Origin of the sequence: Gimesia benthica (genome assembly GCF_009720525.1) — a bacterium.
Classification (GTDB): Bacteria; Planctomycetota; Planctomycetia; order Planctomycetales; family Planctomycetaceae; genus Gimesia; species Gimesia benthica.
This window is the reverse complement of sequence record NZ_CP043930.1, coordinates 7128651-7152179: the sequence shown is the minus strand read 5'-3', so window position 1 is coordinate 7152179 and position 23529 is coordinate 7128651. Positions and strand designations below refer to the sequence as shown.

Sequence of the window (23529 nt, the reverse complement as noted above, 5' to 3'; positions counted from 1 at the left end):
CTCCCCTGATACGGGGCGATACTTTTTCTTGCATCTGCTCGATCCATTAATTATATTAAGTTAATACAGGCAGGGCGTTTTCGTCTTGTCTGGAGTGAATTAACTTACCTGCCGTACGCTTCAGAACCGTCGGCTACCGTCAGTCTACATATCGACAGACGGACTGGTATCACCAAACCTGAACCCGCGCTGTTTGTTGTACCATTCTCTCTACCTGCGCTCATTCTGTGAGACGCTCTCCCCGGGTACGACGGCACCGCAAATCCTACCTGAAGGTGCATACCCATGTGGAATCTCTACCTGAGAACCATTTCTCTGGCAGGAATCCTCTTGCTCAGCGCGCACGCTGCGAGTGCCGCCCCCCTGCGGATCCATCATCCAAGCCCAACACACCCGAGATCGATTTCAATCGGGATATCCGACCGATCCTCTCCAAGAACTGCTTCCACTGTCACGGTCCCGATCCTGAAACCCGCGAAGCCGGCCTGCGACTGGATGAACGCGCTTCCGCGGTCATGAAACTCGAAAGCGACGCCCATGCGATCGTTCCCGAAGACGCCGCGAAGAGCGAACTCTTCAAGCGGATCACTTCCGACGATGAATACACGGTCATGCCGCCTCCCGACGTGGGTGAGAAACTGACCGACGCCCAGATCGCGAAGATTAAAGCCTGGATCGAACAGGGGGCCCCCTATGCCCGGCACTGGTCGTTTATTCCACCTCAGCGTCCTGCACTCCCCGAAGTCAAACAGCAGGACTGGCCTGCGAATGCCATTGATCGCTTCATCCTCGCGAAGCTGGAACACGCGGGACTCAAACCGAGCCCCGCAGCCGACCGCTACACGCTGATTCGTCGCCTGAGCTTCGATCTGCGGGGGCTGCCTCCGACGCTGGACGAAGTCGAACAGTTCGTGAATGACAAATCTCCCGATGCCTACGAAAAACTGGTCGACCGGTTTTTAAGCGATCCCGCTTACGGCGAGCGCTGGGCCCGCAAGTGGCTCGACCTGGCCCGCTACGCCGACTCAAAAGGCTACGGCTCCGATCCGCTGCGAATGGAGATCTGGCGTTACCGCGACTGGGTGATCAATGCCTTCAATCAGAACATGCCCTTCGATCAGTTCACCCTCGAACAGCTGGCCGGCGACATGCTCCCCAATCCGACACTCGAACAGAAAGTCGCAACCGCCTTCCATCGTAACACGATGACCAACACCGAAGGGGGCACCGACGACGAAGAATTCCGCGTCGCCGCCGTGCGGGACCGCGTCGATACCACGATCCAGGTCTGGATGGGGCTCACCATGGGTTGTGCGAAATGTCACACGCATAAATACGATCCGATCACGCAGAAGGAATACTATCAGCTCTACGCGATCTTCAATCAGACCGCGGATACCGACAAGCCGACCGATGAGCCCACCATCGCGGCTCCCACGCCTGAGATGCTGCAACAGACCAAACGTATCGAAACCCAAATCGCGACGCTGAATCAGAAACTCAAAACCCCCACCAAGGAACTCGCAGCGGCACAGCAGAAGTGGGAAAGCACGCTGCATGCGAAGCCCGACTGGCAGACATTGAAACCGACCAGCGTGACTTCAACAGCGAAGACGACGCAGTTCGCGATTCTGGACGACGGTTCGATTCTGGCCTCCGGTCCCGCGGCGAACGAAAACTACACGATCGAAACCGAGATCGATGCCCCCGCCTTCAAAGCGCTGCGGCTCGAAGTGCTGCCGGACAAGAGTCTGGCGGCCAGCGGTCCCGGACGGGCCAAAGACGGGAACTTCGTCCTCTCAAATATCAAAGTCGAAATGCAGCCGATCAAAGGTAAAAACAAAGATGCCCCCGCGCAAGGTCAATTCCTGCGGATTGAACAGCAGGGGAAGGCGAAACAGATTCTCTCGCTGGCCGAGGTGCAGGTCTTCCAGGGAGACAAGAACATCGCCGGCCAGGGAGTCGCCACACAGTCGAGTACCAGCCACTCCGCGCCCGCGAAACTCGCCATCGATGGTAACACCGACGGCCACTTCTTCAACGCGAAGTCTACGACTCACACGAACCAGGAAGTCCAACCCTGGTGGGAGCTCGACCTCAATTCAGAGACGCCCGTCGAACGCATTCAGATCTGGAACCGCACCGATGGCTCGGGCGATCGGCTGGCGAACTTCAAAGTCAGCCTGCTCGATAAAGACCGCAAGGTGGTCTGGCAGACCATCGTCGCGAAAGCACCGAACCCCAGTACCACGCTGTCCGTTTCGGATCGGCGGGTGATTCCCCTCAAGCGGGCCCTCGCTTCTCACTCGCAGTCCGGCTTCCCGGTGAGTGCAACGCTGGATCCCAAAAGCGGCAGCAAAACCGGCTGGGGTATCGCTCCTCAGTTTGGTAAGGAGAACTCGGCCTACTTCTTTCCCGATCACGGAACCGCGCAGCCGACAGGCAAACAGCGGTTGATCGTCACGCTGTCACACAATTACAAAGATCCCCAGTACGCCCTGGGACACTTCCGGCTGTCGTTCACGAATGATTCCCAGCTCGAGCCCCGGCTCAAGGTACCCGATGACATTCTGGCGATTGTCGATACCCTCTCCGAAGCCCGTACGCCGGCGCAGCGCGACAAGCTGGCCGCGTATTACCGCGGCGTCGCACCACTGCTCAAACCGACGCGGGACGAGATCGCCAAACTGCAGAAAGCAAAACCGAAATATCCGCAGCTGCCCATCATGGAAGAGTTGCCGGCCGACAAGCAGCGGAAAACACACATCATGGTGCGGGGCAGTTTCCTGCAGCCGGGCGACCTGGTCGAACCGGCGCTGCTGAGTTCGTTCAACCCGGCTCCGAAAGAGACACCCAACAACCGCATCGCAGTCGCAAAGTGGCTCACCGATCCAGCTAATCCGCTGACCGCGCGAGTCGCTGTGAACCGTTACTGGTCGCAGCTGTTTGGGGCGGGACTGGTCGTCACCGAAGAAGACTTCGGTACCCAGGGCGAGCTCCCCAGTCATCCGCAACTGCTGGACTGGCTGGCCACCGAATTCGTAGAGAACGGCTGGGACATGAAAGCCCTGCTGAAAACCATCGTGATGTCCAACACCTATCGGCAGGCATCGACGACAGAGCCGATTCACATTCAGAAAGATCCCAAGAACCGGCTGCTCTCCCGCGGACCGCGGTTCCGTCTGTCGGCGGAGATGATCCGTGACCAGGCACTGGCCGTCAGTGGTCTGTTGACGAAGCAGGTCGGCGGGCCGTCCGTCTATCCGGTGCAACCCGAGGGGATCTGGCGGGCTGCGTTCAACGGTCAGCGGACCTGGGCCACCAGCAAAGACAAGGATCGTTACCGCCGGGGTCTGTATACCTTCTGGCGACGTACGGTCCCCTACCCTTCGATGGCAACCTTCGACGCCCCCAGTCGGGAGATCTGTACGATCCGTCGCATCAATACCAATACGCCGCTGCAGGCGATGATTACGATGAACGATCCCGTCTTTATCGAAATCTCGCAGGCCCTGGCTCGACGACTGTATGAGGAAGGGGGAACGACAACGGAGTCCCGCATCGAGTATGGGCTCCAGCTCTGTCTGCTCCGTCCGCCGCAACCCGAGCAGGTGCAGCCGCTGCTCGAACTTTATGAATCTGAAAAGGCCTACTATGCAGCGCATCCCGAGGAAGCGAAACAGCTCCTGGAGAATCCGCTGCATCCGCTGCCTGAAAAATACAACCCCGCAGAACTCGCAGCCTGGACCGTGATCGCCAACGTGCTGCTCAACATGGATGGCGTTCTCACGAAAGGATAGACCGATGAATTTGAAACAACAGCAACTGCAGGCGGTAACCCGCCGCCACTTTCTCGCCCAGGGGTCAACCGGCATCGGTTCGATCGCCCTGGGAGCGATGCTCGCGGAGAACAACCGTGCCGCCGCCAATAAACCGGAACAGCCGGAAGCGCCGCCGTTCCGCCTGCCCGCGAAAGCCAAACATGTGATCTTCCTGCACATGGCCGGTTCGCCTCCGCAGCAGGAACTGTTTGACTATAAGCCGGAGCTGGTCAAACGTAACATGCAGCCCTGCCCCGATTCGTTCCTGAAAGGCCGCGGCTTCGCGTTCATCAAGGGACATCCCAAGATGCTGGGAACGCCGTACAAATTCAAACAGTACGGCGAAGGCGGCACCTGGATGAGCGAGCTGCTGCCGAACTTCCAGAAGGTCGCCGACGACGTGGCCGTCATCAAGTCGATGCACACCGATCAGTTCAACCACGCGCCCGCCCAGCTGTTCCTGTATACCGGAGCCCCCCGATTCGGCGGGGCCTCGATGGGGTCGTGGATCACCTACGGTCTCGGTTCGGAAAACAAAAACCTGCCCGGGTTCATGGTGCTGCTCAGCGGCGGCAGCGACCCGAGTGGCGGGAAGAGCCTGTGGGGCAGCGGCTTTCTGCCGTCCGTCTACCAGGGGGTGCAGTGCCGGACCAGCGGCGACCCGATTCTGTACGTCTCGAACCCGAAAGGGATCAACCGGGAGGTCCGTCGGCGGAGCCTGGATGCGCTGAAGAAGCTGAATGAATTCGAGCTCAAGCAGTTCGGTAACCCGGAAACGCTGACCCGCATCAACCAGTACGAGCTCGCGTTCCGTATGCAGATGTCGGTTCCCGAAGCCGTCGATCTGACCAGCGAAACCAAAGCGACGCACGAACTCTACGGCACGACCGGCGGTGCGCCTTCGTTCGCGAACAACTGCCTATTGGCCCGCCGAATGGTGGAACGGGGCGTGCGGTTCATCCAGCTGTTCGACTACGGCTGGGACATGCACGGCACAAGCAAGGGGAACGACCTGATCACCGCGGTGCCGAACAAGGCCAAAGACATCGACCGCCCGCTGTACGCGTTGATTACCGACCTCAAGCAGCGGGGTCTATTGGATGAAACGCTGATCGTCTGGAGCGGCGAATTCGGCCGCACCTCGATGAACGAAGCCCGCAACGGCTCCACCTTCCTGGGCCGCGACCACCACCCGCACTGCTACACCATCTGGATGGCCGGCGGCGGCATCAAAGGCGGCGTCTCCTACGGCGAAACCGACGAACTCGGCTACTTCGTCACCGAAAAGAAAGCCAGCGTCCGCGATCTGCAGTCAACGATTCTGCATCTGACGGGGCTCGACGCCCGCAAGCTGAAGGTGCCGTACCAGGGGTTGGATCAGCGGCTGATCGGCCCGGCGGATGAGGATCATTTACTGGAAGGGGTACTGGCTTGAGCGATTTGGTAGCGTTGGATTGATAGAACTTATTTTTTTCATTTTCGATGATCCATCCAGTTTCAATCGCCGTTTGTTCTCTGTGCTCGTATACTTTTTCAGTAAAATGCACACAAAAGTCACTCATGGGTGATTAAAGAACAACATAATCAGAAGGTACTGTTTCATCGCATTGATGTAAGGGCACGAAACAAATTACTCAATGGGAGAGACCACAGGTTAAGTCCCCATAGGATACATTGATGAAAATATCATTCATTGCCCTTGCGGTTTTTATAATTCTTGGTATTTCCTGTTACACGTGGTTTAATCGCGCATCAGATCGTGTTGTTCTGACATTTTTCACAGCCATGTTTGTAGGAGCAATCGGCTTCACTGCCAAAGAGGCAATCTCAAACAAAGTTGAATCTCGCAGTGAAGAGATTAGCGTTGCTACGTTCTACGGTAGAAGAGACTATCGACCGATTCTACTACGGCTTCCATATCGCACTGAACTAACGATCTTCACTCAGTCAGCTACTATCCCCGCCCGAACTCCAGATGACTCTCATATAGATATCTCATATGGTGCTGATCTTTACTTTCCCGCAATAACTTATGCAATTCTATCGAAATCATTGTCCGCTTTTAGTGGTGGTTGGGACAGCGAGATTGTGCGACTGAAGGGGCCCGGCTTTACAAACATTCAAAGCAGAGGCGGATCGAGAACAGGAACAAAAGTAACCCTCAATGAGCTGTACGACTCGTTTGGGTTTGATGTGGAATTTGATGAGGACCAACAAGCCTTTCAACCAAACACATTTCAACAATATTTTCTACCACCGCATACCACTTATCGGCTCAATGAAGAGACTGAGCACTCGCGTTCGATCGAGTTCAGAAATCGGTATATAACTCTGACGATTCAAATTCAGAAAGGAGGTAGTTCTATCGGAATTGGAGAATATGATTCATTCATATCACCTGATGACAACTCTCAAGTTGGGCACTCTGTATTTCAGGTCACTGGTACCGTCATACAAAATCGACTTCTGAATGGACATCCTGATATGGCACGTTACCGCAAGTGGGCAGACACGGTGATTGATACAATAGTCCAAGATTTCAGTTTTGAGGCAATTCGGGCTCGCCATATCGAAGACATGCAACTGCGTGGACGAGATGCCATAATAGGCTTATAAGTCAGTAAAGGGAGCAGCCCCTAAACAATCAGCAAAGACGAGTCAAATAAGGCAGATCACCTTATTCAATGAGACTCGCCCCTTTTATTCTCCCAGTCCTGCCGCTCAATTCAACCGCAGCAGACTCGTAAAGGAGACCGACGATGAATCGACGCCTCACCTTAGTTATTGTCGCGGTTGCCGCAGGTGCGGCTTCCGTATTTACGCATGCCAAAGAAGAGACGCGAAAATCCGAGATTGACACGTTCGAATCCGTGCAGCAAAACAAGGACTATCGCGTTTCGCTGCTGGGCATCACAAAAGGGATTGCTTTTGTTGATTCGCAAGCGCTGATTGACGAGGGCGGCCGCCCTCCCGGCAACAACGCGGTGCCCTGGATGCGCGTCGTCGCGGTCATCGAAAAACGCACCGACAAAGACGAAACGTGGGGCTTCAGCGCAGAAACGACAGATGGCAAACCGCTGGTCGGCAAAGTCAGAATTGAAGCGAACGGTCGCGTCATCGGAAGTCGCAGCAATGGCATCACCGAAATGGATTGTAATTCTCCGCAGCTGCCCGCCGCCACCTTCCCCGTCGGATTGCCCCAGGATCTGAATGAGCAGCAGTCCAAGGTCTACTCCTTCACCCTGTCCGGCAAGTTCCAGCCTGCGGAAACGGTGGTGCTGCGTTTTACCTTCGGCGATGCAAAAAAACGCCGCGAACTGGTGTTTGATGATGTTCCGCTGCCGTAGGTGGTTGTGCTACCCCGATAGATCGTGCTGGAAACCACACGCGGAGCAACCGGATCTTGTTGCCATGCAGGACCATTTCCAAGGATCAGGCCTACCCCCTTATTTATCAGTACTTTGCAGACATCAGTACTTTGCAGACATCAGTACTTTCAACTTGTGGACTCGACCAGATTGATCACCAACCATTAAAGTATCGCCACTTTGACTGATCGAAATACTATTCACAATATCATCGAACCAGTATGTTGCAATCGCCTTTCCGCTCGTGAGGTCCCACATCTTTATCGACTTATCATTCGAACCGGAAATCGCATGCTTCCCGTCGGGCATTATCGCCACGCAATTGATCGCTTCAGTATGCCCCTTGAGCGTTTGAAGTGGCTTCCTGCTGGCTAGGTCCCACACTTTTAGCGTACTATCGTATGAACCAGAAATGCACTGATTTCCGTTTGGAGTCAAAGCCACACAGTTGACCACACCAGTATGCCCTTCGAGAGATCCGAATAATTTCCCGCTGGCCAGATCCCAGATTTTCAGGCTTGTGTCCCATGAACCTGAAATGGCCTGCTTTCCATCGGGCATCATCGCTACGCAAAGAACAGAGTCGTTATGGCCTTCGAGTGACTGAAGCATCTCTCCATTTGCCAGATCCCACACTTTTAGCGTTTTGTCAATCGAACCTGAGACGGCTTTTTTCCCATTGGGTGTGATTGCTACGCATCTTACCGAGTGTGCATGTCCTTTCAGAGTTTGTAGAAGTGTTCCGTTGGATAAGTCCCAGAATTTCAGTGTTTTATCAAATGCACCGGAAATGGCTTGCTTTCCATCGGGCATAATCGCTACGCAAAAAACTTCTTGTTCATGGCCTATAAGAGTTTGGAGAAGTTCTCCGTCACTTAGATCCCACACTTTTAATGTTGTATCCCCTGAACCTGAAATAAACTGACTGCTATCAGGAGTGATGGCGAGACAATTCACAACCTTAGAATGGCCGTTTGGTGTCCAGGGCATCTTTCCTTTTGTCAGATTCCACACCTTCAGCGTATCATCGGTTGAACCTGAAACTACCTGGTTACCATCTGGTGTCACCACCAGACACTTAATATGATGCGCATGTCCTTCAAGTGTCTGGAGTTGCTTTCCACTGTTTAGATCCCATACTTGCAACGTTGTGTCCAGCGAACCTGAAATAACTCGGTTCCCATCTGGAGTCACTGTCAAACAACTGACCGGCCCCGTATGTCCCTCAAGTGTTTTAAGTAGCTTTCCGCTCTTGAGATCCCACACTTCCAGCGTATTTTCCTGTGGACTGGAAACAGCCAGGCTTCCATCTGATGTCACCGCTACGCGAAAACTGAGAATATTGATTGTGCGGAGTTCTTTTCCACTGTTGAGGTCCCACACTTTTATTGTTTCATCAAACGAACCAGAAATGGCCTGTTTACCATTTGGCGTTATTTTTATAAAATTCACCAGACTTGAATGTCCTTTAAGTGTTCGGAGCAGTTCTCCACTTTGAATATCCCATACTTTTAATGTTCTATCGTTTGATGCGGAAACAGCTTGCTTTCCATCTGGAGTCACTGCCACGGCATTCACTGCACCAGTATGTCCTTCAAAGGTTTTGAGTAGCTTTCCAGTAGCGAGATCCCACACCTTCAGCGTTTCATCGTCTGAGCCTGAAATAATCTGTTTTCCATCTGAGATAATCGCGACACAATTAGTCCAGCTGGAATGTCCTTTGAGAGTTCGGACCAGCTCACCATTCTTGAGATCCCATACTTTCAACGTATCGTCATCTGCACCCGAAATGGCTTGTTTCCCATCAGGCGTTATCGCCACACAATTGATTGATCTCTGGTGTCCTGCAAGAGTCCACATTAAAGGGCCATCGGGTTGATTGAAAGTGGGCCATTCGGAACGGAGCTGAACTTGATCGTGCGGTAGACTCTGAAATGGTTTAAAAACGGGCTCCGATCGGTTCAACAACCTGGCTTGAAGTTGTTCTCTCAATGCCTCGGGATGGTCGCGCAAAATATGTTTTGAAAGATTCAGGGCGGCCCTGATAGTTTGGGTGTTCGGGTCGGATTCTTTATTGTATTCCTCAATCAATCGATCAATGCCAACTTGATTGAGTTGGTATTCGATCCAATCGGGGTTTAAATACTCAGGCTGATTGGCATCATATTTCGGAGATTGATTTTCGGCGGGCAGTGACTGGGGAGTTTTCAGGTCTAGATTCTCGCTGCCAGTAAGTTTTTCTTGTGATACAGTGTCTTCTGGCGGATCTACAGGGTGATTTACTTTGCCGCAAGAGAACAAAAGCCCACAGATGAAGAGTAAGCATATTCCGATGAACTTATCAGCTACATTCGCTGTAGATAGATGTTTAAAGCCAGCCATTGGTGAAACCATTTCTAAAGTAAAAAGATCCTCTTTTGAGAGAGCCTACTATTTGTGGGGAACTTCAGTTCGTCTCACAAACCGTGAAAAGTTCCTTCGTGTTTGGTGCTTAACTTTATTGCGCACCAATTATTTATTCAGCCCATTGACACTCACCAGATTTACACACTTCCCAATTGAACACCTGCCAAATAGAGTGTAGCATAGGTGTTTTGTTGCGTACTATCAACTTGTAAACGCACGCAATCAATAACCCAGTCAATTCAATATCATGAAGAGAATCGAGATTCAGGGAGACAGCTATGAATGTGATGTGAACCCGATTCACATCCCGACGATAGAACGGATACTGAAAGGAACTACAGAGAGTGATACTTCGATTCAAGCGATGAGCATTCCTCGTCGTCCCTTACGTCTTTTTCTTGCTATCAAATCTCTTCGCTGGTACCGCAAATACATATCACCAAAAATTGGCAGTCGATGTGTCTTTGAGCCAAGTTGCTCACACTATGCGGAATTAGCATTTAGAAAAAAAGGCATGATTAAAGGAATGGTGCTAACCATCAGGAGATTACTTCGTTGTCGTCCTGGAAATGGTGGAGTCGATCTACCTTAAGAACTACTGGAGAGTAGAAATGGAATATCGCATTGAACCTATTGGTGGTCGATTTTCGAACAAAGATATCAAGGATCTGGCTGACCAATTCACAAAACGCGCCAAAGTTGGATACAAACTCCACTCGGTTTTTGAGGCACAGCAACCCGGTTGTCTGGGAATAGGTACTGCTACTACTACTTACTTTGCGATCTATGTTAAGGAATAGCATCCAAATACCAAGCAAATACTTTTCCCGAATTATCAGATCAGGCGGCGATCTGTCGTTCTTTATTTCAGTAAGATCTATAGATTCAAATCAATGCCATGCAGGGAACAGGGCTTGTCAGGCCCCATGGCGCATTTGATCTAAATTTGTTTCTCTCCAGGCGGGCCGACACATGGGTCGGCCCCTACGACTGTTGTGCCCGGATCCACTCTCCGTGCTGTGGTGAAGGGCTTTGATTTCATTATAGAGGAGCAAGCCAACTGTGTCCCCTATCGAGAACTGAAATGAACTGGATTGTTCCCCGAGTCAGAAACGTGCGTAGAATTCTGCCGTACCTGTGGTTTGGGGCGCTACTGGGCGGATTCTATGGGATGCTGCATGATCAGATCAGCTATACGATCTCGCGGGAATATTTCACCGATTTCAAATTCCACCAGTTTCGTTATGCGGATTTTCATTTGCCTGAGCGGCTGTATGTGGGCATCATCGGCTTCCTCGCGACCTGGTGGGTGGGCTTATTTTCCGGCTGGTTTCTCGCGCGGATGAGTTTCAACAGTGATGATTTACAAACGGCCCGCCGCGATATTCTGCAGGGGTTCGCGATCATCGCCTGTTGTGCCATGGGTGCCGGCATTCTGGGTGGCGTCGCGGGATACCTGAATTACTATGTCTTTGATGCTCAGGAATTCCTGGGTTTTGAAAGACAGTTTTCCGGAACCACGCTCAAACGATTTGCGATCGTGGGTACGATTCATAATGCCGGTTACGCCGGAGGACTGGTCGGATTGATTGTTGCTGTTTTCCTGCTGAAACGGAAAATGAAACAGAGGCTGTCCGACGTTGATATGTGATGGTTTCAGGTGGGGTGTGAAGTTGGTGGCTTTTACCCAGTTTCGAACGCGGCAGCTGCGACCTCCTGGTCGCTGCGCTCGGATCGAATTGCATTCGATCCCACCCTCTTTCTTGGGTGAGTTTTATTGGCCCATTTCACGTTTACTCTTTTTCGTTCTCTGCCAGGCGGGCCGACACTTGGGTCGGCCCCTACGACTGATGTGGTTTGATGTTTGTTGCGTGTCCTGTTTGTTGGGGCTTTCAACCGGGGCTAAGGCCCTGCTGCCAGGGGTTGCTGGCTTTTGTGGGTTTGATAGTGTGGCCTATCGATAGCCCTGTCGGCCGGTCTTCTTCTTTTTCACATCGCATTGCCGGCGATCCAGGCTGTGGTCCAGGCGTTCTGGAAGTTGAAGCCGCCTGTGATACCGTCGATGTTGAGGATTTCACCGGCGAAATAGAGGCCGGGGTAGAGGCGGCTCTCCATCGTGCGGAAATCGACTTCGTTCAGGTCGATGCCGCCGCAGGTCACGAATTCTTCTTTGAAGACGCCTTTGCCCGTGACCTGGAATTCGCCGGCTGTCAGTTCTTTGACGAGGGCCTGCGATCCGTTTTTGGAAAGTTCGGCCCAGCGCACCAGGCTGTGATCGACGAGCGACTTCCATAGCCGTCTGGGGAACTGCCAGGGACTGGCTGCGTCGATGTTTTTCTTCGACTGCGCTGACTTGAAAGCGTTTAACTGTTCGCGTGCCTGGTCGGCACTCGTTCCTGCCAGCCAGTTGATGCGGAGCAAGGCGTTGTAATTGGCCTCAAAGAGTTCGCGGGCTGCCCAGGCAGAAAGTTTCAATACCGCCGGTCCGCTGAGGCCCCAGTGTGTGACGAGGATTGGTCCCGACTGGGTAAATGTTTTCGTACTGGTAACCAGTTGACACTCGACCTGTTCCACCGCGACGCCGGGCAGGTCTTTGATGCGCGGATCGTTGACTTTGAACGTAAACAGCGACGGGACCGGGGGCACGATTGTGTGACCGAGGCGACCGCTTAATTCAAAGCCGGCGCGACTGCCGCCGGTTGTCATGAGGATGCGATCCGCGTTGATTGATTCGCCCGTCTGCAGTGTGACGGTAAAACTGGATTCGTGATGTTCGATCGCGGCAACATTGGCACGCAGACGAATCACGACGCCCGCGTTTTCCGCTGCGGTCATCAGGCAGTTGACTATGGTGGCGGAATCATCGGTGGTGGGAAACATGCGGCCGTCGGCTTCGGTTTTGGTGGCGACGCCGCGCGACTCAAACCACTCGATCGTATCTGCCGGTTGAAAGCGGGTGAAGGGACCGCGGAGTGCTTTTCCGCCGCGGGGATAGCTCTTGACCAGGTCGCGGGGTTCGAAGCAGCTGTGCGTTACGTTACAACGACCGCCACCCGAGATGCGGACTTTCGCCAGGACGGAGGAGGCGGCTTCGAGGATCGTCACCTGGTGACCGTTTTCCGCAGCCGCGATTGCCCCGAAGAATCCGGCTGCACCGCCGCCGATCACAATGACTTTCAATGTTCCTCGCCTCTACTCAACCGGGTGATATCGCACGCTTTGACCAGCGTTTTCTGGTTTTACCATCAACTGAAGACAGAGAGTCTAGCAGTTCATCCCGTCGATTTCACTCGTGCGGCTTTGCTGTTTCCGGCATTCATGGTGAATCGTTGTTTTGCGAGACGTGCGATACGGAACAGACATTCCATACCCGGGTATTCCATTAAGTTGGTGGTTATTCTATATCTTGATCGCGGCAGCTGCGACCTCCCGCTCGCTGCGCTCGGATCGAATTGCATTCGATCCCACCCTCTTTTTCGGGTGAGTTTTATTGGACCATTTCACGTTTACTCTAATTCGCTTTCTGCCAGGCGGGCCGATACATGGGACGGTCCCTACGACTGTTGTGGCTGGACCGTGTATGATTTTTGTCGCGTGCTCTGTTTGTTGGGGCTTTCAACCGGGGCTAATGCCCTGCGGCTAATTTCTATTACTGCGTAGGGAAGGGAGAATGCTGTTTGAACCGGTGGCTGGGGCGATGCCGTTATTTGGGTGGAGCGGGAAATGCGTGAATCTCCGTTTAGATTCCATTCCAGATCGGGACTTCCAGGAACTCGGCGAGGGTTTGGGCGTCTTCTTGTATTTTATCGAGGTTGCCGTGATCGACGACGTTGGTGCGGACGCCGTCGCGGGAGATGAGATTCATTTCGTAGCTGTGATACGAACTGTTTTTGCTGCGGATATATTCTTTGATCAACTGGATCGCATGGATTTCCTGGAAGGGCATCAGCTGTTCGTTCGCGGTGGCGTAGATCAGTTCGTCGTCGGGGATTCTGCCTCTCCAGAAACAGTTGTGCTGCTTGTCGAAGACCACCGGCAGGGTGCCGAAGTAGAGCATCAAGCCGCCGATGATGGCGAAGACGAGACCGACGCCGCCTGGAATGAGAATCTCCGGTGCGATGATTTTTCCGCTGCTGATGATTTGAGAAATCGAGAAAACCAGGGCGGCCGCCCCGAGTCCGAAGAAGATCAGGTAGAAGCAGATGGCGCCCGCTGCCGCACGGAATTCGTAACGCAGGGGGGAGACCTGCACCAGTTTCCGCGTGCAGAAGTTCGCTCCGCCCCCTTTGAGTGGGGACCAGTCGGTGCGGAGGGCGACGGGATCATCGAGTGTTGCCGGATCGAAGGGTTCACGTCCGTCGTCTGTCAGGCTTTTGATTTTGTCGATGAGGTTGCGAAACATGGGCAGTGAGCCTTCATGACGGGGGGGATCTGATGTCGCGGGTATGATAGCAGCCGAACCTGTGTTTGCCTATGTTTGTCTCAACAGAAAGAGGAAACCAGACTTCGCACCTTTACAGCAGAGTTCCCTATGGCCGTTAACCCGCTCTCTCAGATTACCCTCGACGCTGAATATACCAGTGGACCACTGGCGACTTCCGATCTACACGCGGGGGTATATTCTTCTGCGTCCTGTACGAGGAAATGCTGATCTTTCGCTCCAATAATGTGGTCGAACTCGATGTACGGATTCTCGACAACTGGAATCCCCTCGACGACGAAGCGGATTCCCTGTCAAAGCGATCTGCAATCGGTAGCTATGGGCTCAATGACAGGGATTATCTCAGTTGTAAATTCCCCCATGCGACTTACACCGGACTTCCGTGTGACCTGAATTCGGACTGGCTGGCGTTTCATCTGACATACACTCAAGTCGCTCAATGTAACAGTTGCGTCTACACGCTTCGCAGTGGAAAGCAGTAGGTGAGCTTTGACTGAAGGGAGATCTCACAGTCCTTCCCGGGTCAGGCGAAGTTTGCGCCGTTGATGGTCGCCGATGGTGACCAGTTCGTCGGTATATTCCATCAGGCCGAGTGTGCTGAGATCCCGGTAGGCCTCGTCCAGGGCTTCGAGGGGAATGCCCGGGAAGCGTTGAAAGTCGGCTTCGTCGGGCGATTTGCGATGGGAGTTTAAGAGCCGGTGCATGAGGTCGGTGACCTCGGGCAGATATTCTGTTGGATCATCGTCAGTTTCATCCCAGTTGTCATCCATGATATTTCTCCCTGCGCGATCGCTGGTATTCAAGTCCGGACACCCTCTACCCGTATACTGTATCAGGAGACCGTCGACACAGAAAGCCATTCTGCAGGTGACCTGAAGAAACTGTGACCGCCTGCACACCCGGGTAAAGAGCCGGATGTAGGGCGTATAGGGCCATTTGCAAGAACGTACTCTGCGGTCGGGAGGTCTCGTTGTTTTTTTGTTTTTTCGGCAACCATTTCCATGTTGTTTGGATTTTCTAAGGTGAACTGCGGTAAGATAGGATTCGCCTCGCGCGCAGCAACGGACTGACTGAGCATTTTTCGTCGACGGATTGAATCTCTGCCTGAACCAGAACAGGAAGCAGACATGTCTCTCTCACCTTTCATCCGTCAGATCGCAGGCAGCCTGGGTGCCGCCTGGCGTCCACTGGTTGCGACCGATCTGCTCTATAAACTGCTGGCGTTTGTGATTTTGACGCCGTTACTGGCGGGTTTGTTTCATTTCCTGCTGGCGATCGCAGGTCAAAGTGTGTTGACCGACGTGGATATCGCGCTGTTCTTTGCCGGTCCTTTCGGCTGGCTGTGTGCAATTATTCTGGGTGCGGTCTGGCTGAGTATCGTCGCGCTGGAACAGGCGTCGCTGCTGGCCATCCTGGCGGCCCGACATCGGGGGCAGCAGCTGGGAATGCTTGATTCCCTGCGGTTTGCCGCAGGACACGCGGCCGACGTACTGAAAGTAACCGCGAAAATGATCGGCTGGACGCTGCTCAGCCTGGTGCCATTTCTGCTGATTGCCGGGGCTGTCTATTTCGGTCTGCTGGGTGAATACGATATCAATTTTTATCTCAAAGAACGTCCGACCGAATTCCAAGTCGCCGTCGGCATCGGTGTCGTACTGGTGCTGATTCTGGCTGTGATCCTGTTTCGACTCTATTCCGGCTGGTTCCTGGCGCTGCCCCTGATTCTGTTCGAGCAGACGCCTCCCGCCCAGGGTCTGCAGGCCAGTCAACAGCTGGTGTCCGGTCAACGTCGTCCGATCCTGATCTGGCTGGTGACCTGGGTGATCTGTGTGTTGATTCTGAATCTGGTGCTGGTTGCGCTCGTGGGTCTCGCGGGGCGGTTCCTGATTCCCACAACGGTCGGCTCCCTGCTGATGCTGGCCACGCGGGTGGGGCTGATGCTGTTTATCCTGTCGGCGAGCAGCCTGATTCTGAACCTGTTTGCGACGATTGCCTTCGCGGGTCTGTTATTTCATGGTTATCTGCGCATGCATTCCGCCGCCAGTGCCGCGATCGAGGCCAGCCAGTTGGAAGTGAAGCAGCGCGAAAAACCGCTTTTGACCCCGTCCCGCCTGGCCGCAGTGGGGGTCGCGGGTTTTCTGCTGGCGGCTTTGATCGGATATGTGTCGCTGGAGCGTTCGCTGAATCTCGAAACTGAAACACAGGTGATGGCACATCGAGGTGCCTCCAAAGCGGCTCCCGAAAATTCCATAGCCGCATTTCAGGCTGCGATTGACGAGGGTGCCGACTGGATTGAGCTGGACGTGCAGGAATCGGCGGACGGCAAAGTGGTCGTGATTCACGATAGCGATTTCATGAAACTGTCACGTAATCCGCTTAAGGTCTGGGATGCGAAACAGGCTGACCTGGCAGGCATCGACATCGGCAGCTGGCAGGATCCGAAATTCAACGCAGAACGGGTGCCTCTGTTATCCGACGTGCTGCAGTTGTGCAAAGACAAGGTGGGCGTGATTATTGAGCTGAAATATTACGGCCACGATGAGCAGTTGGAGCAGCGGGTGGTAGACGTTGTCGAAGCAGCGGGTATGGCCGAGCAGGTGATGATCATGTCGCTCAAGCCGGAGGGGGTGGCGAAGACCAAAGCCCTGCGACCGGACTGGAAGTGCGGTGTCCTGCTCTCCGTCTATGCAGGCAACCTGAAAGAGATTAAAGCGGACTTTCTGGCCGTGAACGCAAACTTCTCCTCACGGAATTTTGTGAAGCGGGCGCATGCAGCGGGGAAAGAGGTCTTTGTGTGGACGGTCGATGACCCGGCCATGATGTCGCAGATGATGAACCGGGGCGTGGATGGATTGCTGACGAACGTCCCCGCGGTGGCGAAGCAGGTGATCCAGGAACGGGAGTCGCTCACCCCTGCAGAACGGCTGCTGGTGGAGGTGGCGCTGCTGTTTCAACAACCGCAGGCAGAGCTGGAGCAGTGAGGTCTGGATGATGTCAAACCGCTATTGTGAAGATGATTATTCAGGAATTTCATACCGTCAGTTTCCTGCTCGCTGCGCTCGGCCCCAATTTTATTCGGGCCCACCCGTTTCTGTGAGCGGCAAGGCGCTAGCCGCCGGTATTAATGGTTGACGCGAACTCCAGAACCAATGGCGAGCTCGTGTTTCGTGACCTGAAAGTTTTTACCAAAGTCGTTTCAACCGGGGCTAATGCCCTGCGGCTAATTTGGCTTTTCTGCTGTTGAAGCCATGAAAAAAAGAGTAACAGCAGCCCCTCGGCCATGGTGGATGCTCCTACTTCTGTTGGGCATCAGGGCCGACGTCTGTGGCTTTGAGTTGTTTCATGGTGGGCTTGCCGGAGTGGCGGGTGTTTTTGACGGTGATATTTTCCGGGAGCAGCGTACGGTAGCGACTGCCCAGACCGTGGCCACGGACGATGTCCTTACCGGCATTGTCGATCAGCGTGTTGTTTTCGATGAGTACATTCCGGACCTGGGCGTGCTGATTCAGTTTCGGATTCTCGACACCGGCACTCAAAGCGATCGCACCGTCGATCCGGTCGCCGACTCCTTCGATGTGATTCCCGCTAATCTGGTGCCCTTCACCGATGACGCGGATGCCGCCGGAATGGCGGTCGCCGTTACCCAGGATGAGGTTATCGCGGACGATGCAGTTGTTGCCGTGCCGCAGCGTCAGTGCACCGGCACAGCCGATGACGGTATTGCGTTCGTAAATATTATCGCATGACTTATTGGAAATGAGTTCGATTTCGCCATCGCAGTTTTCGAACAGATTTTCTGAGACGACACACTGGGCCGATTTCAATGAAGTTTCACTGGTGCCGATGCGGAGGGTTTCGAATCCGTTGCCGTTCCCGCGTGCGCGGTTGAGGAAGTGATTGCGTTCAATGCGGTGCCGGCCAACTTCGCCCTCTTCATCCAGCCAGACAACCAGCGTAGTTCCCGAATGGTTCTGGCCGGCGAATCGACAGTGATCGACGCGGTGATGATGCCCGTCGAGGCTGAGCCACTGATAGCGGGAGTCGATCTTATCGGGGTTATAGGCTTCGATGGTGCAGCGGGTGACCCTGTTGTGTGCGCCGCGAATCAGGATGACGTGACCGGTCTCCAGTCTCCCGTCGCGGAAGGTCATACCGTTAAGGATGACGTGTTCGCCGTTAAGATTCAACGAGGAGGCCCCCGTGAACGCGACTTCAGAACGCACGGTGATCGGCTGCTCCGGCGTGCCCTTGAGTTTGAGTTTCAGACGGACATCGTGCCAGTCTTTGCCGACGAGGGTGATGACATCTCCCGGGTGGGCGGATTTTCTGGCGGAGTCCAGCTCAGCGGGAGTGGCGACGCGGAAGTCTGCAGCTTGAATCAGAGTGGAGCTGGTCAGGAGGCAGAGTGTCACGAGGGCGGCTCTGATGAATTGAGACGGTGGTACACAGTATTGTGTCAGCATGGGGTTATTTTCGTTTCCCGGTGGTGAGTGGTTGTGAATCGCTGTTATATTATTATAGACGCTGGATGAAACTGGTGGCCAGATACTATTTCAGTATTGGTTTTCGCGTGTGTTCTACGAGGCTGTACTCCAAATCATCGTTGATGATTTGGAAGAACCGGGGCTAACGCCCTGCGGCTAATGGATGCATACGACAGCGATTATCGCCCCTGCATCATTGATGATCTGGAACGCTCAGGGGACTTCTTTTTCCTGAGTCGCTTGGAGGCGTTTGAACTTCACGAAGATGTGTTGATTCTCCGCGTTCGTGGTGAAATCTGCGGGGCGGTCTTTGCCGGCAGGGGCGAAGCAGAGTTTGCGACTTGTTTTGCCGAGTTCATAGATGCCCCGGTAGGTTTTTCCCTGGTCCTGTCCGGAGGTTGGCTGGATGTCGATGGTTTTGGGGCGTTGGGAGGGATCGATGGTGGTCGTCCCACGACCGACCTCGTTCCCCTCGGAACGCAGACTCCAGGTTCCATCGGCGCCGTTGACGACGGTGAGCTGTTTCACATCTTCCCCCGCTGAACGGTTGCCGTTGATCTCCAGCACCTCGATCTGCCAGGTACCCGCGATCAGGTTGCGGTCCTTTTGAATTGCGGCTGCTTGCTTATCGTCGGCCGAGACCACGGCGGTGAGTGCTGTGAGAGTCGCGACGGTGACGAGGATCCTCAGGTTTGTGATTGAGCGCTGCATGAGTTCTCTCCCCTGGTGAGATGTTTCTTATATGGGATTCCGTTCAGCTGCAACCCTTGATTTTAAATGATTTACAGTTGAATCACAAATATTTTTAATACAAGGTGATTCACCCTGCTGCTGTAGATGCTGACACATGGTTGAAGTGAGAAATCCATGTGCTTAGGATACAGGTTGTCAGCTTGAAACATACAGCTGACAGTCAAATACACACTTCACGTTAAGCTGAAACCGCATTCAGGACGGGATAACGAAAATGGAAGTGCCTTCCGACAAGATTTATGAGCTGTTCAATTACTGCTACGACCAGGCCAAATCGATGCTGCAGGAGTCGGGCGGGTTCAATCCGTTTGGTGCTCTCCTGACACCCGCACTCGAATTGAACGCGGTCAGAGCGGACCTGGGAGGAGCGCAGCCTGACCAGAAAGATATTTACCAGGCCCTGGACAAGGCTCTGCAGGAACAGACGCAGAACAACGACATCGTGGCTTCTGCCCTGGCCTGTGATGTAAATATTCCCGAAAAACATGAGCCGCCGTCCAGCGATGGTCTCCGCGTGCATGTGGTCAGCCAGGGATTATCGCGTTACATCTACGTTCCGTATCAGATTGAGTCCGGTGAAGACGGGAATGACGTGACGTTCTTTGAGCCGTTCACAGTCGATCTGCATCCGCATATCCTGGGAGATCTTACCCAGGGCTGAAGACAAGTCGCTGCCAGTGGTACAACTTTACTGAACTTTCCCTGCTGCATGAAGGAGTGGCTAAAATGCTCTGGAACAGATTTCCCGGATACGGTTTCACTTTCCTGTTTCTTGGTCTGTTTGCCGGCACCGTCTGTGCAGAGGAGCCGAAGTATAATCCGATGCCGTGGCACCTGGCGGACCTGTGGTGGGAGATGAGTGAAGAAGTTCCGTTTGAGAGTTACAGCATCGATGTGACCATCAGTGATGATGTGCCGGCGACCAAGCGACTGTATATCGCCCCGATCGGGCTGGGACATTTGAGTCAGACGCCCTTTTACGGAGGCCTGCAGACACAGTCCGACGGCTACACTCTGCAGAACCGTCAACTGCGTCAGATTGGGCCTGGACTGCTGATGTCGATGTGGGGCGAGCGGAGCCCTCAGGCGATTCGACCGGGCGAGGGTGGGTTCTTCCAGAGCTCCGGCCACGAAGGCGATTTTGTCAGCGTGCGGCGTCCTTTTAAGTGGTCTCAAGGGACGTATACCTACAAGATTGTCCGCCTGGACCGGGAGGTGGTCAACGGCAAGCCCTGCACGTGGGTCGGTGCGTTCCTGGAATCGCGGGCAAAAAATGAGACGATTTTCATCGGGGCCCTGCGATTTCCGGGAGAGAACCTGAAACTGTCACCCAGGATCGCGAGTTTTGTGGAAGTCTATGGTGCGCGGATCCCGGTGGACGAGATTCCCCGGTTGACGGTCACGTTCGGTAACCTGCAGGTCAACGGGAAACCTGCGAGGGTGAAATCGGTCGAGGCGATTTACCCGAAAGGAGTGCCGGATTACGCGGATGCGAAATGGAAGGATGGTCGGGTGGAAATTGAAGTGGGCAAGCCTGTGCAAGAACGCCAGTCCCGGCAAATCCGGTTCGCGTTCGATTGAATGTGCTGGTACGATAGCACCAGAGACCTGCCCGATCAGGCGCTGATCCTTTCAGGGATCTGTTCGAAGGTGCTGCGAATTGCGGCTCTGACGTCTGCCGAGAGACTCTGCTCCGAAGCCGCGAGGATCTCGCTCAGGTTTTTGATTTTCGTCGTGCCGAATACGCAGCTTGAGATATCCTGATTGGCGAGCACGTAGGCAAATGCGGCCTGGGCCGGGGTCAGGTTTTCTACTGTGGCGAGGGCTTCCCGCATCGGTTGGGCGTTGCGTGAGAACTGGCGGCCCGTCGATTTGAGCAGTGCCCGGGCCAGGTACCAGAGATCGGCGGTGCTTTTGAAGGAGCCGATCTTGCCTGCCACGAGGTGTCCCTGGGCAAGCACGGTTCCCGCGACAACCCCGATGCCTACTTCAGCCAGTTTGCGGATGACGGGTTCCCGGTCGAGTTGCAGGACGTTGAAGTCGAGCAGGACCATGTCGAACAGTTCGGGATGATCGGCGATATAGAGCAGGTCGGCCGCGGAATGACTGTTGACGCCCAGGCAGCGGAACATGCCCCGTTCTTTCATAGAGCTCAGTCGGTCGATCAGTGCTGGCGTAATCTGGTCCTGCGTGATGCCATGCAGCTGGAAGATATCGAGGTACTCACAGTTCAGATTCTGAATCGACTTCGCGCAAGTGGCTTCGATGTAATCGGGTGAAAAATCTTTACTGGGACGATTGCGGAAAACCAGGGGGGCGGAGGGAACGATGGTGCCGGCCTTGGTGGAGAGTACGAACTGAGATCGGTCATGCTGTGCGAACAGTGGTTTCAGAATGCGTCCCAGTCGGGGTTCCGCGTGGAAGTGGCAGTAGTTGTGCCCCGTATCAAAGAAGTTGACACCTGCGTCAAACGCGGTGTGAATGATGTCTGCAGCCTGTCGCTCCGGAAAGCGGGCATTGCCCCAGAAGCCGGAACATCCGAGGGAGATTTCCGAAACCGTTAGATCCGTATTTCCAAGCTTCCTGAATTTCATCATCGACATCCTGATTCGATTGGTTTTTTCCGGGACGGGTTCCTCAAAGGACTTGCGTCCCTGCCCTGCTCTTACACGAACCTGACATGCGGGGAGTTTAGCAGTTTTGTGCAGGTAGTGTGAGAGCGATTTGCGGGGTAATCTGGCTCTGAATGTTTACCTCGCCGGGGAGGAGCCGCTGCGTATGATGAGTGCGTTTTGGTGAGCGGGGAACTTCTAACCGCTGCTGAAAGATTGTTAATTCTGTTTGCCTGGGAGTCTTACATGGTATCTGTCGCATCAGGACTCAACACACACGGGGCTTGCTCGGCTTTGTTGTTAGTTTCTTTCGCTCTGCGTGACGGGGCTGATCATCGCGATCGGCGTGGGGGTGTCAAGCAGAATTTCCGCTCTGAGTTTCCGGTGAGTTGCCGCTCAGTTTCGCTGAAATGGCTCCGAAATGCTTTGAAATTGTACGAGACAACGGGAACCGGTGCTGAGTGTTCCGGTGAAAAACGGCAAAAAAAGACGGCGATTCAGGTGAACCTGGGGTACTTGTGTCGCAGATTCCAGTGCACGCATCATCCGCCTCGCGCGCGAAGCACAATTGCAACACTTTATGGATCGGAAAGTGCGAATCAAGTTCAGTTTATTCAGTTCTACGCGCAGACCGGGAGAGATAATTCCAGTGTGTATTGCACAGCAAATATTTTATTTTCGGTGACTGGTCATTCGGTGGAGGGGACTTCAGCGTGTTCCGGCGTTGATTCCAAAATGGTGAGCGCTCTTTCCGTGAGTGCCAGCATGGCTTTGCCCCGCTTGAGATACAGGATGAGCGAGATCAGAAAGATGACCAGAGAGACCAGCATCGCGGTGGCCCCGGCACTCAGGGCGGCCAGGGAGTTATTGAGAATGTCCACAATGAATTCGAACGGCTGCTGCTGGTCTGTCTCTTCCCAGCGTTGCGAGATGCTGGTGATGATATTCAGGACCGCGTTGATGCTGAGAAACGGAGAGAGGATGGCTGAGATGAGCGACAGGCATACCGTCCAGCCCCAGAATCGTCTTGATTTTTTCAGGTATAAGAATTCTTCCATCATTACTCCGGACGATTTCAAAAACGACAGGGAAGTGAATTACGGTAGTCGGATAGAGTTTAACTCATTTTTGCATCTAATTGCTTGTCTTAAAACGTTTATCTCCGCCTCAGGTAGCAAACAGTTGCGATTCAATATCTTGGAAGGCCTTGAATTCCAGTGCGTTGCCGCTGGGGTCGAGGAAGAACATGGTGGCCTGTTCGCCCGGCTGCCCCTGGAAGCGAATGTAGGGCTCGATGACGAACTCGATCTGTCGTTCGCGGAGGCGATCAGCCAGGGTCTGCCAGCGATCCATGGTGAGGACAACGCCGAAATGGGGGACAGGCACGCCGTGACCGTCGACGGGATTCACATGGGCTGCAATGCTGCCGTCGGGACCGATGTCCGGATTCAGATGGCAGACGACCTGTTGACCGAAGAAATTGAAGTCGACCCAGGTCTCGGCGCTGCGACCTTCACTACAGCCGAGCAGGTCACCATAAAAGGCGCGGGCTTCGGCAATGTCACGCACCTGAAACGCGAGATGAAAGGGATCAAGTTGCATGGGAGGCCTCGGCTGTCAAATTGGTCAAGGAAACAAATACAA

20 protein-coding genes are annotated in these 23529 nt (G+C 54.0%); 11 read left to right on the top strand and 9 right to left on the bottom strand.

Annotation, left to right across the window (positions count from 1 at the left end; genetic code table 11):
* Positions 1–287 precede the first annotated feature (287 nt).
* The 4 genes from F1728_RS28020 to F1728_RS28005 all read left to right on the top strand — a co-directional run bounded on the left by F1728_RS28020 (position 288) and on the right by F1728_RS28005 (position 7168).
* The gene (locus F1728_RS28020; protein ID WP_228030380.1) at positions 288–3800 is read left to right on the top strand and encodes a DUF1553 domain-containing protein; all 3513 of its coding nucleotides are present in this window, start codon (positions 288–290) and stop codon (positions 3798–3800) included.
* 4 nt (positions 3801–3804) lie between these two features.
* Complete coding sequence (locus F1728_RS28015; RefSeq protein WP_155366764.1) at positions 3805–5256, top strand: DUF1501 domain-containing protein; 1452 nt, start codon at positions 3805–3807, stop codon at positions 5254–5256.
* Between the two features lie 242 nt (positions 5257–5498).
* The gene (locus F1728_RS28010) at positions 5499–6437 is read left to right on the top strand and encodes a hypothetical protein (RefSeq protein ID WP_155366763.1); all 939 of its coding nucleotides are present in this window, start codon (positions 5499–5501) and stop codon (positions 6435–6437) included.
* A gap of 143 nt (positions 6438–6580) precedes the next feature.
* Entirely contained in the window at positions 6581–7168 is a 588-nt protein-coding gene (locus F1728_RS28005; RefSeq protein ID WP_155366762.1) for a hypothetical protein, read from the top strand.
* A gap of 123 nt (positions 7169–7291) precedes the next feature.
* Here F1728_RS28005 and F1728_RS28000 read toward each other — a convergent pair whose 3' ends face one another.
* The gene (locus F1728_RS28000) at positions 7292–9571 is read right to left on the bottom strand and encodes a WD40 repeat domain-containing protein (protein WP_194242564.1); all 2280 of its coding nucleotides are present in this window, start codon (positions 9569–9571) and stop codon (positions 7292–7294) included.
* Positions 9572–9842: 271 nt separating this feature from the next.
* Here F1728_RS28000 and yidD point away from each other — a divergent pair, with 271 nt between their 5' ends.
* The 3 genes from yidD (at position 9843) to F1728_RS27985 (ending at position 11246) form a co-directional block, all read left to right on the top strand.
* Entirely contained in the window at positions 9843–10187 is a 345-nt protein-coding gene (gene yidD, locus F1728_RS32790; RefSeq protein ID WP_390642857.1) for a membrane protein insertion efficiency factor YidD, read from the top strand.
* Positions 10188–10206: 19 nt separating this feature from the next.
* On the top strand, positions 10207–10395 hold the full coding sequence (locus tag F1728_RS27990) for a hypothetical protein (RefSeq protein ID WP_155366760.1): 189 nt from the start codon (positions 10207–10209) through the stop codon (positions 10393–10395).
* 284 nt (positions 10396–10679) lie between these two features.
* Positions 10680–11246, top strand: coding sequence for a hypothetical protein (locus tag F1728_RS27985; protein WP_155366759.1), 567 nt, complete (start codon positions 10680–10682; stop codon positions 11244–11246).
* 338 nt (positions 11247–11584) lie between these two features.
* On the opposite strand, the gene F1728_RS27980 is transcribed toward F1728_RS27985, so the two are convergent.
* Positions 11585–12775: a BaiN/RdsA family NAD(P)/FAD-dependent oxidoreductase gene (locus F1728_RS27980; RefSeq protein ID WP_155366758.1), complete on the bottom strand. Its 1191-nt coding sequence runs from the start codon at positions 12773–12775 to the stop codon at positions 11585–11587.
* Between the two features lie 559 nt (positions 12776–13334).
* Complete coding sequence (locus F1728_RS27975; RefSeq protein ID WP_155366757.1) at positions 13335–13997, bottom strand: hypothetical protein; 663 nt, start codon at positions 13995–13997, stop codon at positions 13335–13337.
* Positions 13998–14239: 242 nt separating this feature from the next.
* Between F1728_RS27975 and F1728_RS27970 the strand changes: the two genes are divergently transcribed.
* Positions 14240–14518: a hypothetical protein gene (locus F1728_RS27970; RefSeq protein ID WP_155366756.1), complete on the top strand. Its 279-nt coding sequence runs from the start codon at positions 14240–14242 to the stop codon at positions 14516–14518.
* A gap of 24 nt (positions 14519–14542) precedes the next feature.
* Here the strand turns inward: F1728_RS27970 and F1728_RS27965 are convergent, their stop codons facing one another.
* Positions 14543–14806, bottom strand: coding sequence for a hypothetical protein (locus tag F1728_RS27965; RefSeq protein WP_155366755.1), 264 nt, complete (start codon positions 14804–14806; stop codon positions 14543–14545).
* A 357-nt stretch (positions 14807–15163) separates the two neighbouring features.
* Here F1728_RS27965 and F1728_RS27960 point away from each other — a divergent pair, with 357 nt between their 5' ends.
* Positions 15164–17017, top strand: coding sequence for a glycerophosphodiester phosphodiesterase family protein (locus F1728_RS27960; protein ID WP_155366754.1), 1854 nt, complete (start codon positions 15164–15166; stop codon positions 17015–17017).
* A 312-nt stretch (positions 17018–17329) separates the two neighbouring features.
* Here F1728_RS27960 and F1728_RS27955 read toward each other — a convergent pair whose 3' ends face one another.
* Entirely contained in the window at positions 17330–18499 is a 1170-nt protein-coding gene (locus F1728_RS27955) for a polysaccharide lyase 6 family protein (RefSeq protein ID WP_155366753.1), read from the bottom strand.
* 234 nt (positions 18500–18733) lie between these two features.
* Entirely contained in the window at positions 18734–19231 is a 498-nt protein-coding gene (locus F1728_RS27950; RefSeq protein ID WP_155366752.1) for a TIGR03067 domain-containing protein, read from the bottom strand.
* Between the two features lie 256 nt (positions 19232–19487).
* Between F1728_RS27950 and F1728_RS27945 the strand changes: the two genes are divergently transcribed.
* Together F1728_RS27945 and F1728_RS27940 are read left to right on the top strand one after the other, a co-directional pair.
* A complete protein-coding gene (locus F1728_RS27945) occupies positions 19488–19934 on the top strand; it encodes a hypothetical protein (protein ID WP_155366751.1) in 447 nt (148 codons plus the stop codon).
* 65 nt (positions 19935–19999) lie between these two features.
* Positions 20000–20854, top strand: a complete 855-nt coding sequence (locus F1728_RS27940) for a DUF3472 domain-containing protein (protein ID WP_155366750.1) — start codon at positions 20000–20002, stop codon at positions 20852–20854.
* Between the two features lie 35 nt (positions 20855–20889).
* Here the strand turns inward: F1728_RS27940 and F1728_RS27935 are convergent, their stop codons facing one another.
* From F1728_RS27935 to F1728_RS27925, 3 genes are all read right to left on the bottom strand, one after another.
* Complete coding sequence (locus F1728_RS27935) at positions 20890–21870, bottom strand: aldo/keto reductase (protein ID WP_194242563.1); 981 nt, start codon at positions 21868–21870, stop codon at positions 20890–20892.
* A gap of 704 nt (positions 21871–22574) precedes the next feature.
* Complete coding sequence (locus tag F1728_RS27930) at positions 22575–22943, bottom strand: hypothetical protein (protein WP_155366748.1); 369 nt, start codon at positions 22941–22943, stop codon at positions 22575–22577.
* A gap of 109 nt (positions 22944–23052) precedes the next feature.
* Positions 23053–23487 (bottom strand): VOC family protein, encoded by a 435-nt coding sequence (locus F1728_RS27925; RefSeq protein WP_155366747.1) that lies wholly within the window; start codon positions 23485–23487, stop codon positions 23053–23055.
* Positions 23488–23529: the final 42 nt, after the last annotated feature.

Bases quoted from the DNA above. Each gene is read 5' to 3' on its own strand.
- F1728_RS28005 (WP_155366762.1), top strand. From the start codon at position 6,581: ATGAATCGACGCCTCACCTTAGTTATTGTCGCGGTTGCCGCAGGTGCG.
- F1728_RS28015 (WP_155366764.1), top strand. From the start codon at position 3,805: ATGAATTTGAAACAACAGCAACTGCAGGCGGTAACCCGCCGCCACTTT.
- F1728_RS27970 (WP_155366756.1), top strand. From the start codon at position 14,240: ATGCTGATCTTTCGCTCCAATAATGTGGTCGAACTCGATGTACGGATT.
- F1728_RS27975 (WP_155366757.1), bottom strand. From the start codon at position 13,997: ATGTTTCGCAACCTCATCGACAAAATCAAAAGCCTGACAGACGACGGA.
- yidD (WP_390642857.1), top strand. From the start codon at position 9,843: ATGAAGAGAATCGAGATTCAGGGAGACAGCTATGAATGTGATGTGAAC.
- F1728_RS27945 (WP_155366751.1), top strand. From the start codon at position 19,488: ATGGAAGTGCCTTCCGACAAGATTTATGAGCTGTTCAATTACTGCTAC.
- F1728_RS27965 (WP_155366755.1), bottom strand. From the start codon at position 14,806: ATGGATGACAACTGGGATGAAACTGACGATGATCCAACAGAATATCTG.
- F1728_RS27930 (WP_155366748.1), bottom strand. From the start codon at position 22,943: ATGGAAGAATTCTTATACCTGAAAAAATCAAGACGATTCTGGGGCTGG.
- F1728_RS27950 (WP_155366752.1), bottom strand. From the start codon at position 19,231: ATGCAGCGCTCAATCACAAACCTGAGGATCCTCGTCACCGTCGCGACT.
- F1728_RS27985 (WP_155366759.1), top strand. From the start codon at position 10,680: ATGAACTGGATTGTTCCCCGAGTCAGAAACGTGCGTAGAATTCTGCCG.
- F1728_RS28000 (WP_194242564.1), bottom strand. From the start codon at position 9,571: ATGGCTGGCTTTAAACATCTATCTACAGCGAATGTAGCTGATAAGTTC.
- F1728_RS27960 (WP_155366754.1), top strand. From the start codon at position 15,164: ATGTCTCTCTCACCTTTCATCCGTCAGATCGCAGGCAGCCTGGGTGCC.
- F1728_RS27925 (WP_155366747.1), bottom strand. From the start codon at position 23,487: ATGCAACTTGATCCCTTTCATCTCGCGTTTCAGGTGCGTGACATTGCC.
- F1728_RS27955 (WP_155366753.1), bottom strand. From the start codon at position 18,499: ATGCTGACACAATACTGTGTACCACCGTCTCAATTCATCAGAGCCGCC.
- F1728_RS27940 (WP_155366750.1), top strand. From the start codon at position 20,000: ATGCTCTGGAACAGATTTCCCGGATACGGTTTCACTTTCCTGTTTCTT.
- F1728_RS27935 (WP_194242563.1), bottom strand. From the start codon at position 21,870: ATGATGAAATTCAGGAAGCTTGGAAATACGGATCTAACGGTTTCGGAA.
- F1728_RS28010 (WP_155366763.1), top strand. From the start codon at position 5,499: ATGAAAATATCATTCATTGCCCTTGCGGTTTTTATAATTCTTGGTATT.
- F1728_RS27990 (WP_155366760.1), top strand. From the start codon at position 10,207: ATGGAATATCGCATTGAACCTATTGGTGGTCGATTTTCGAACAAAGAT.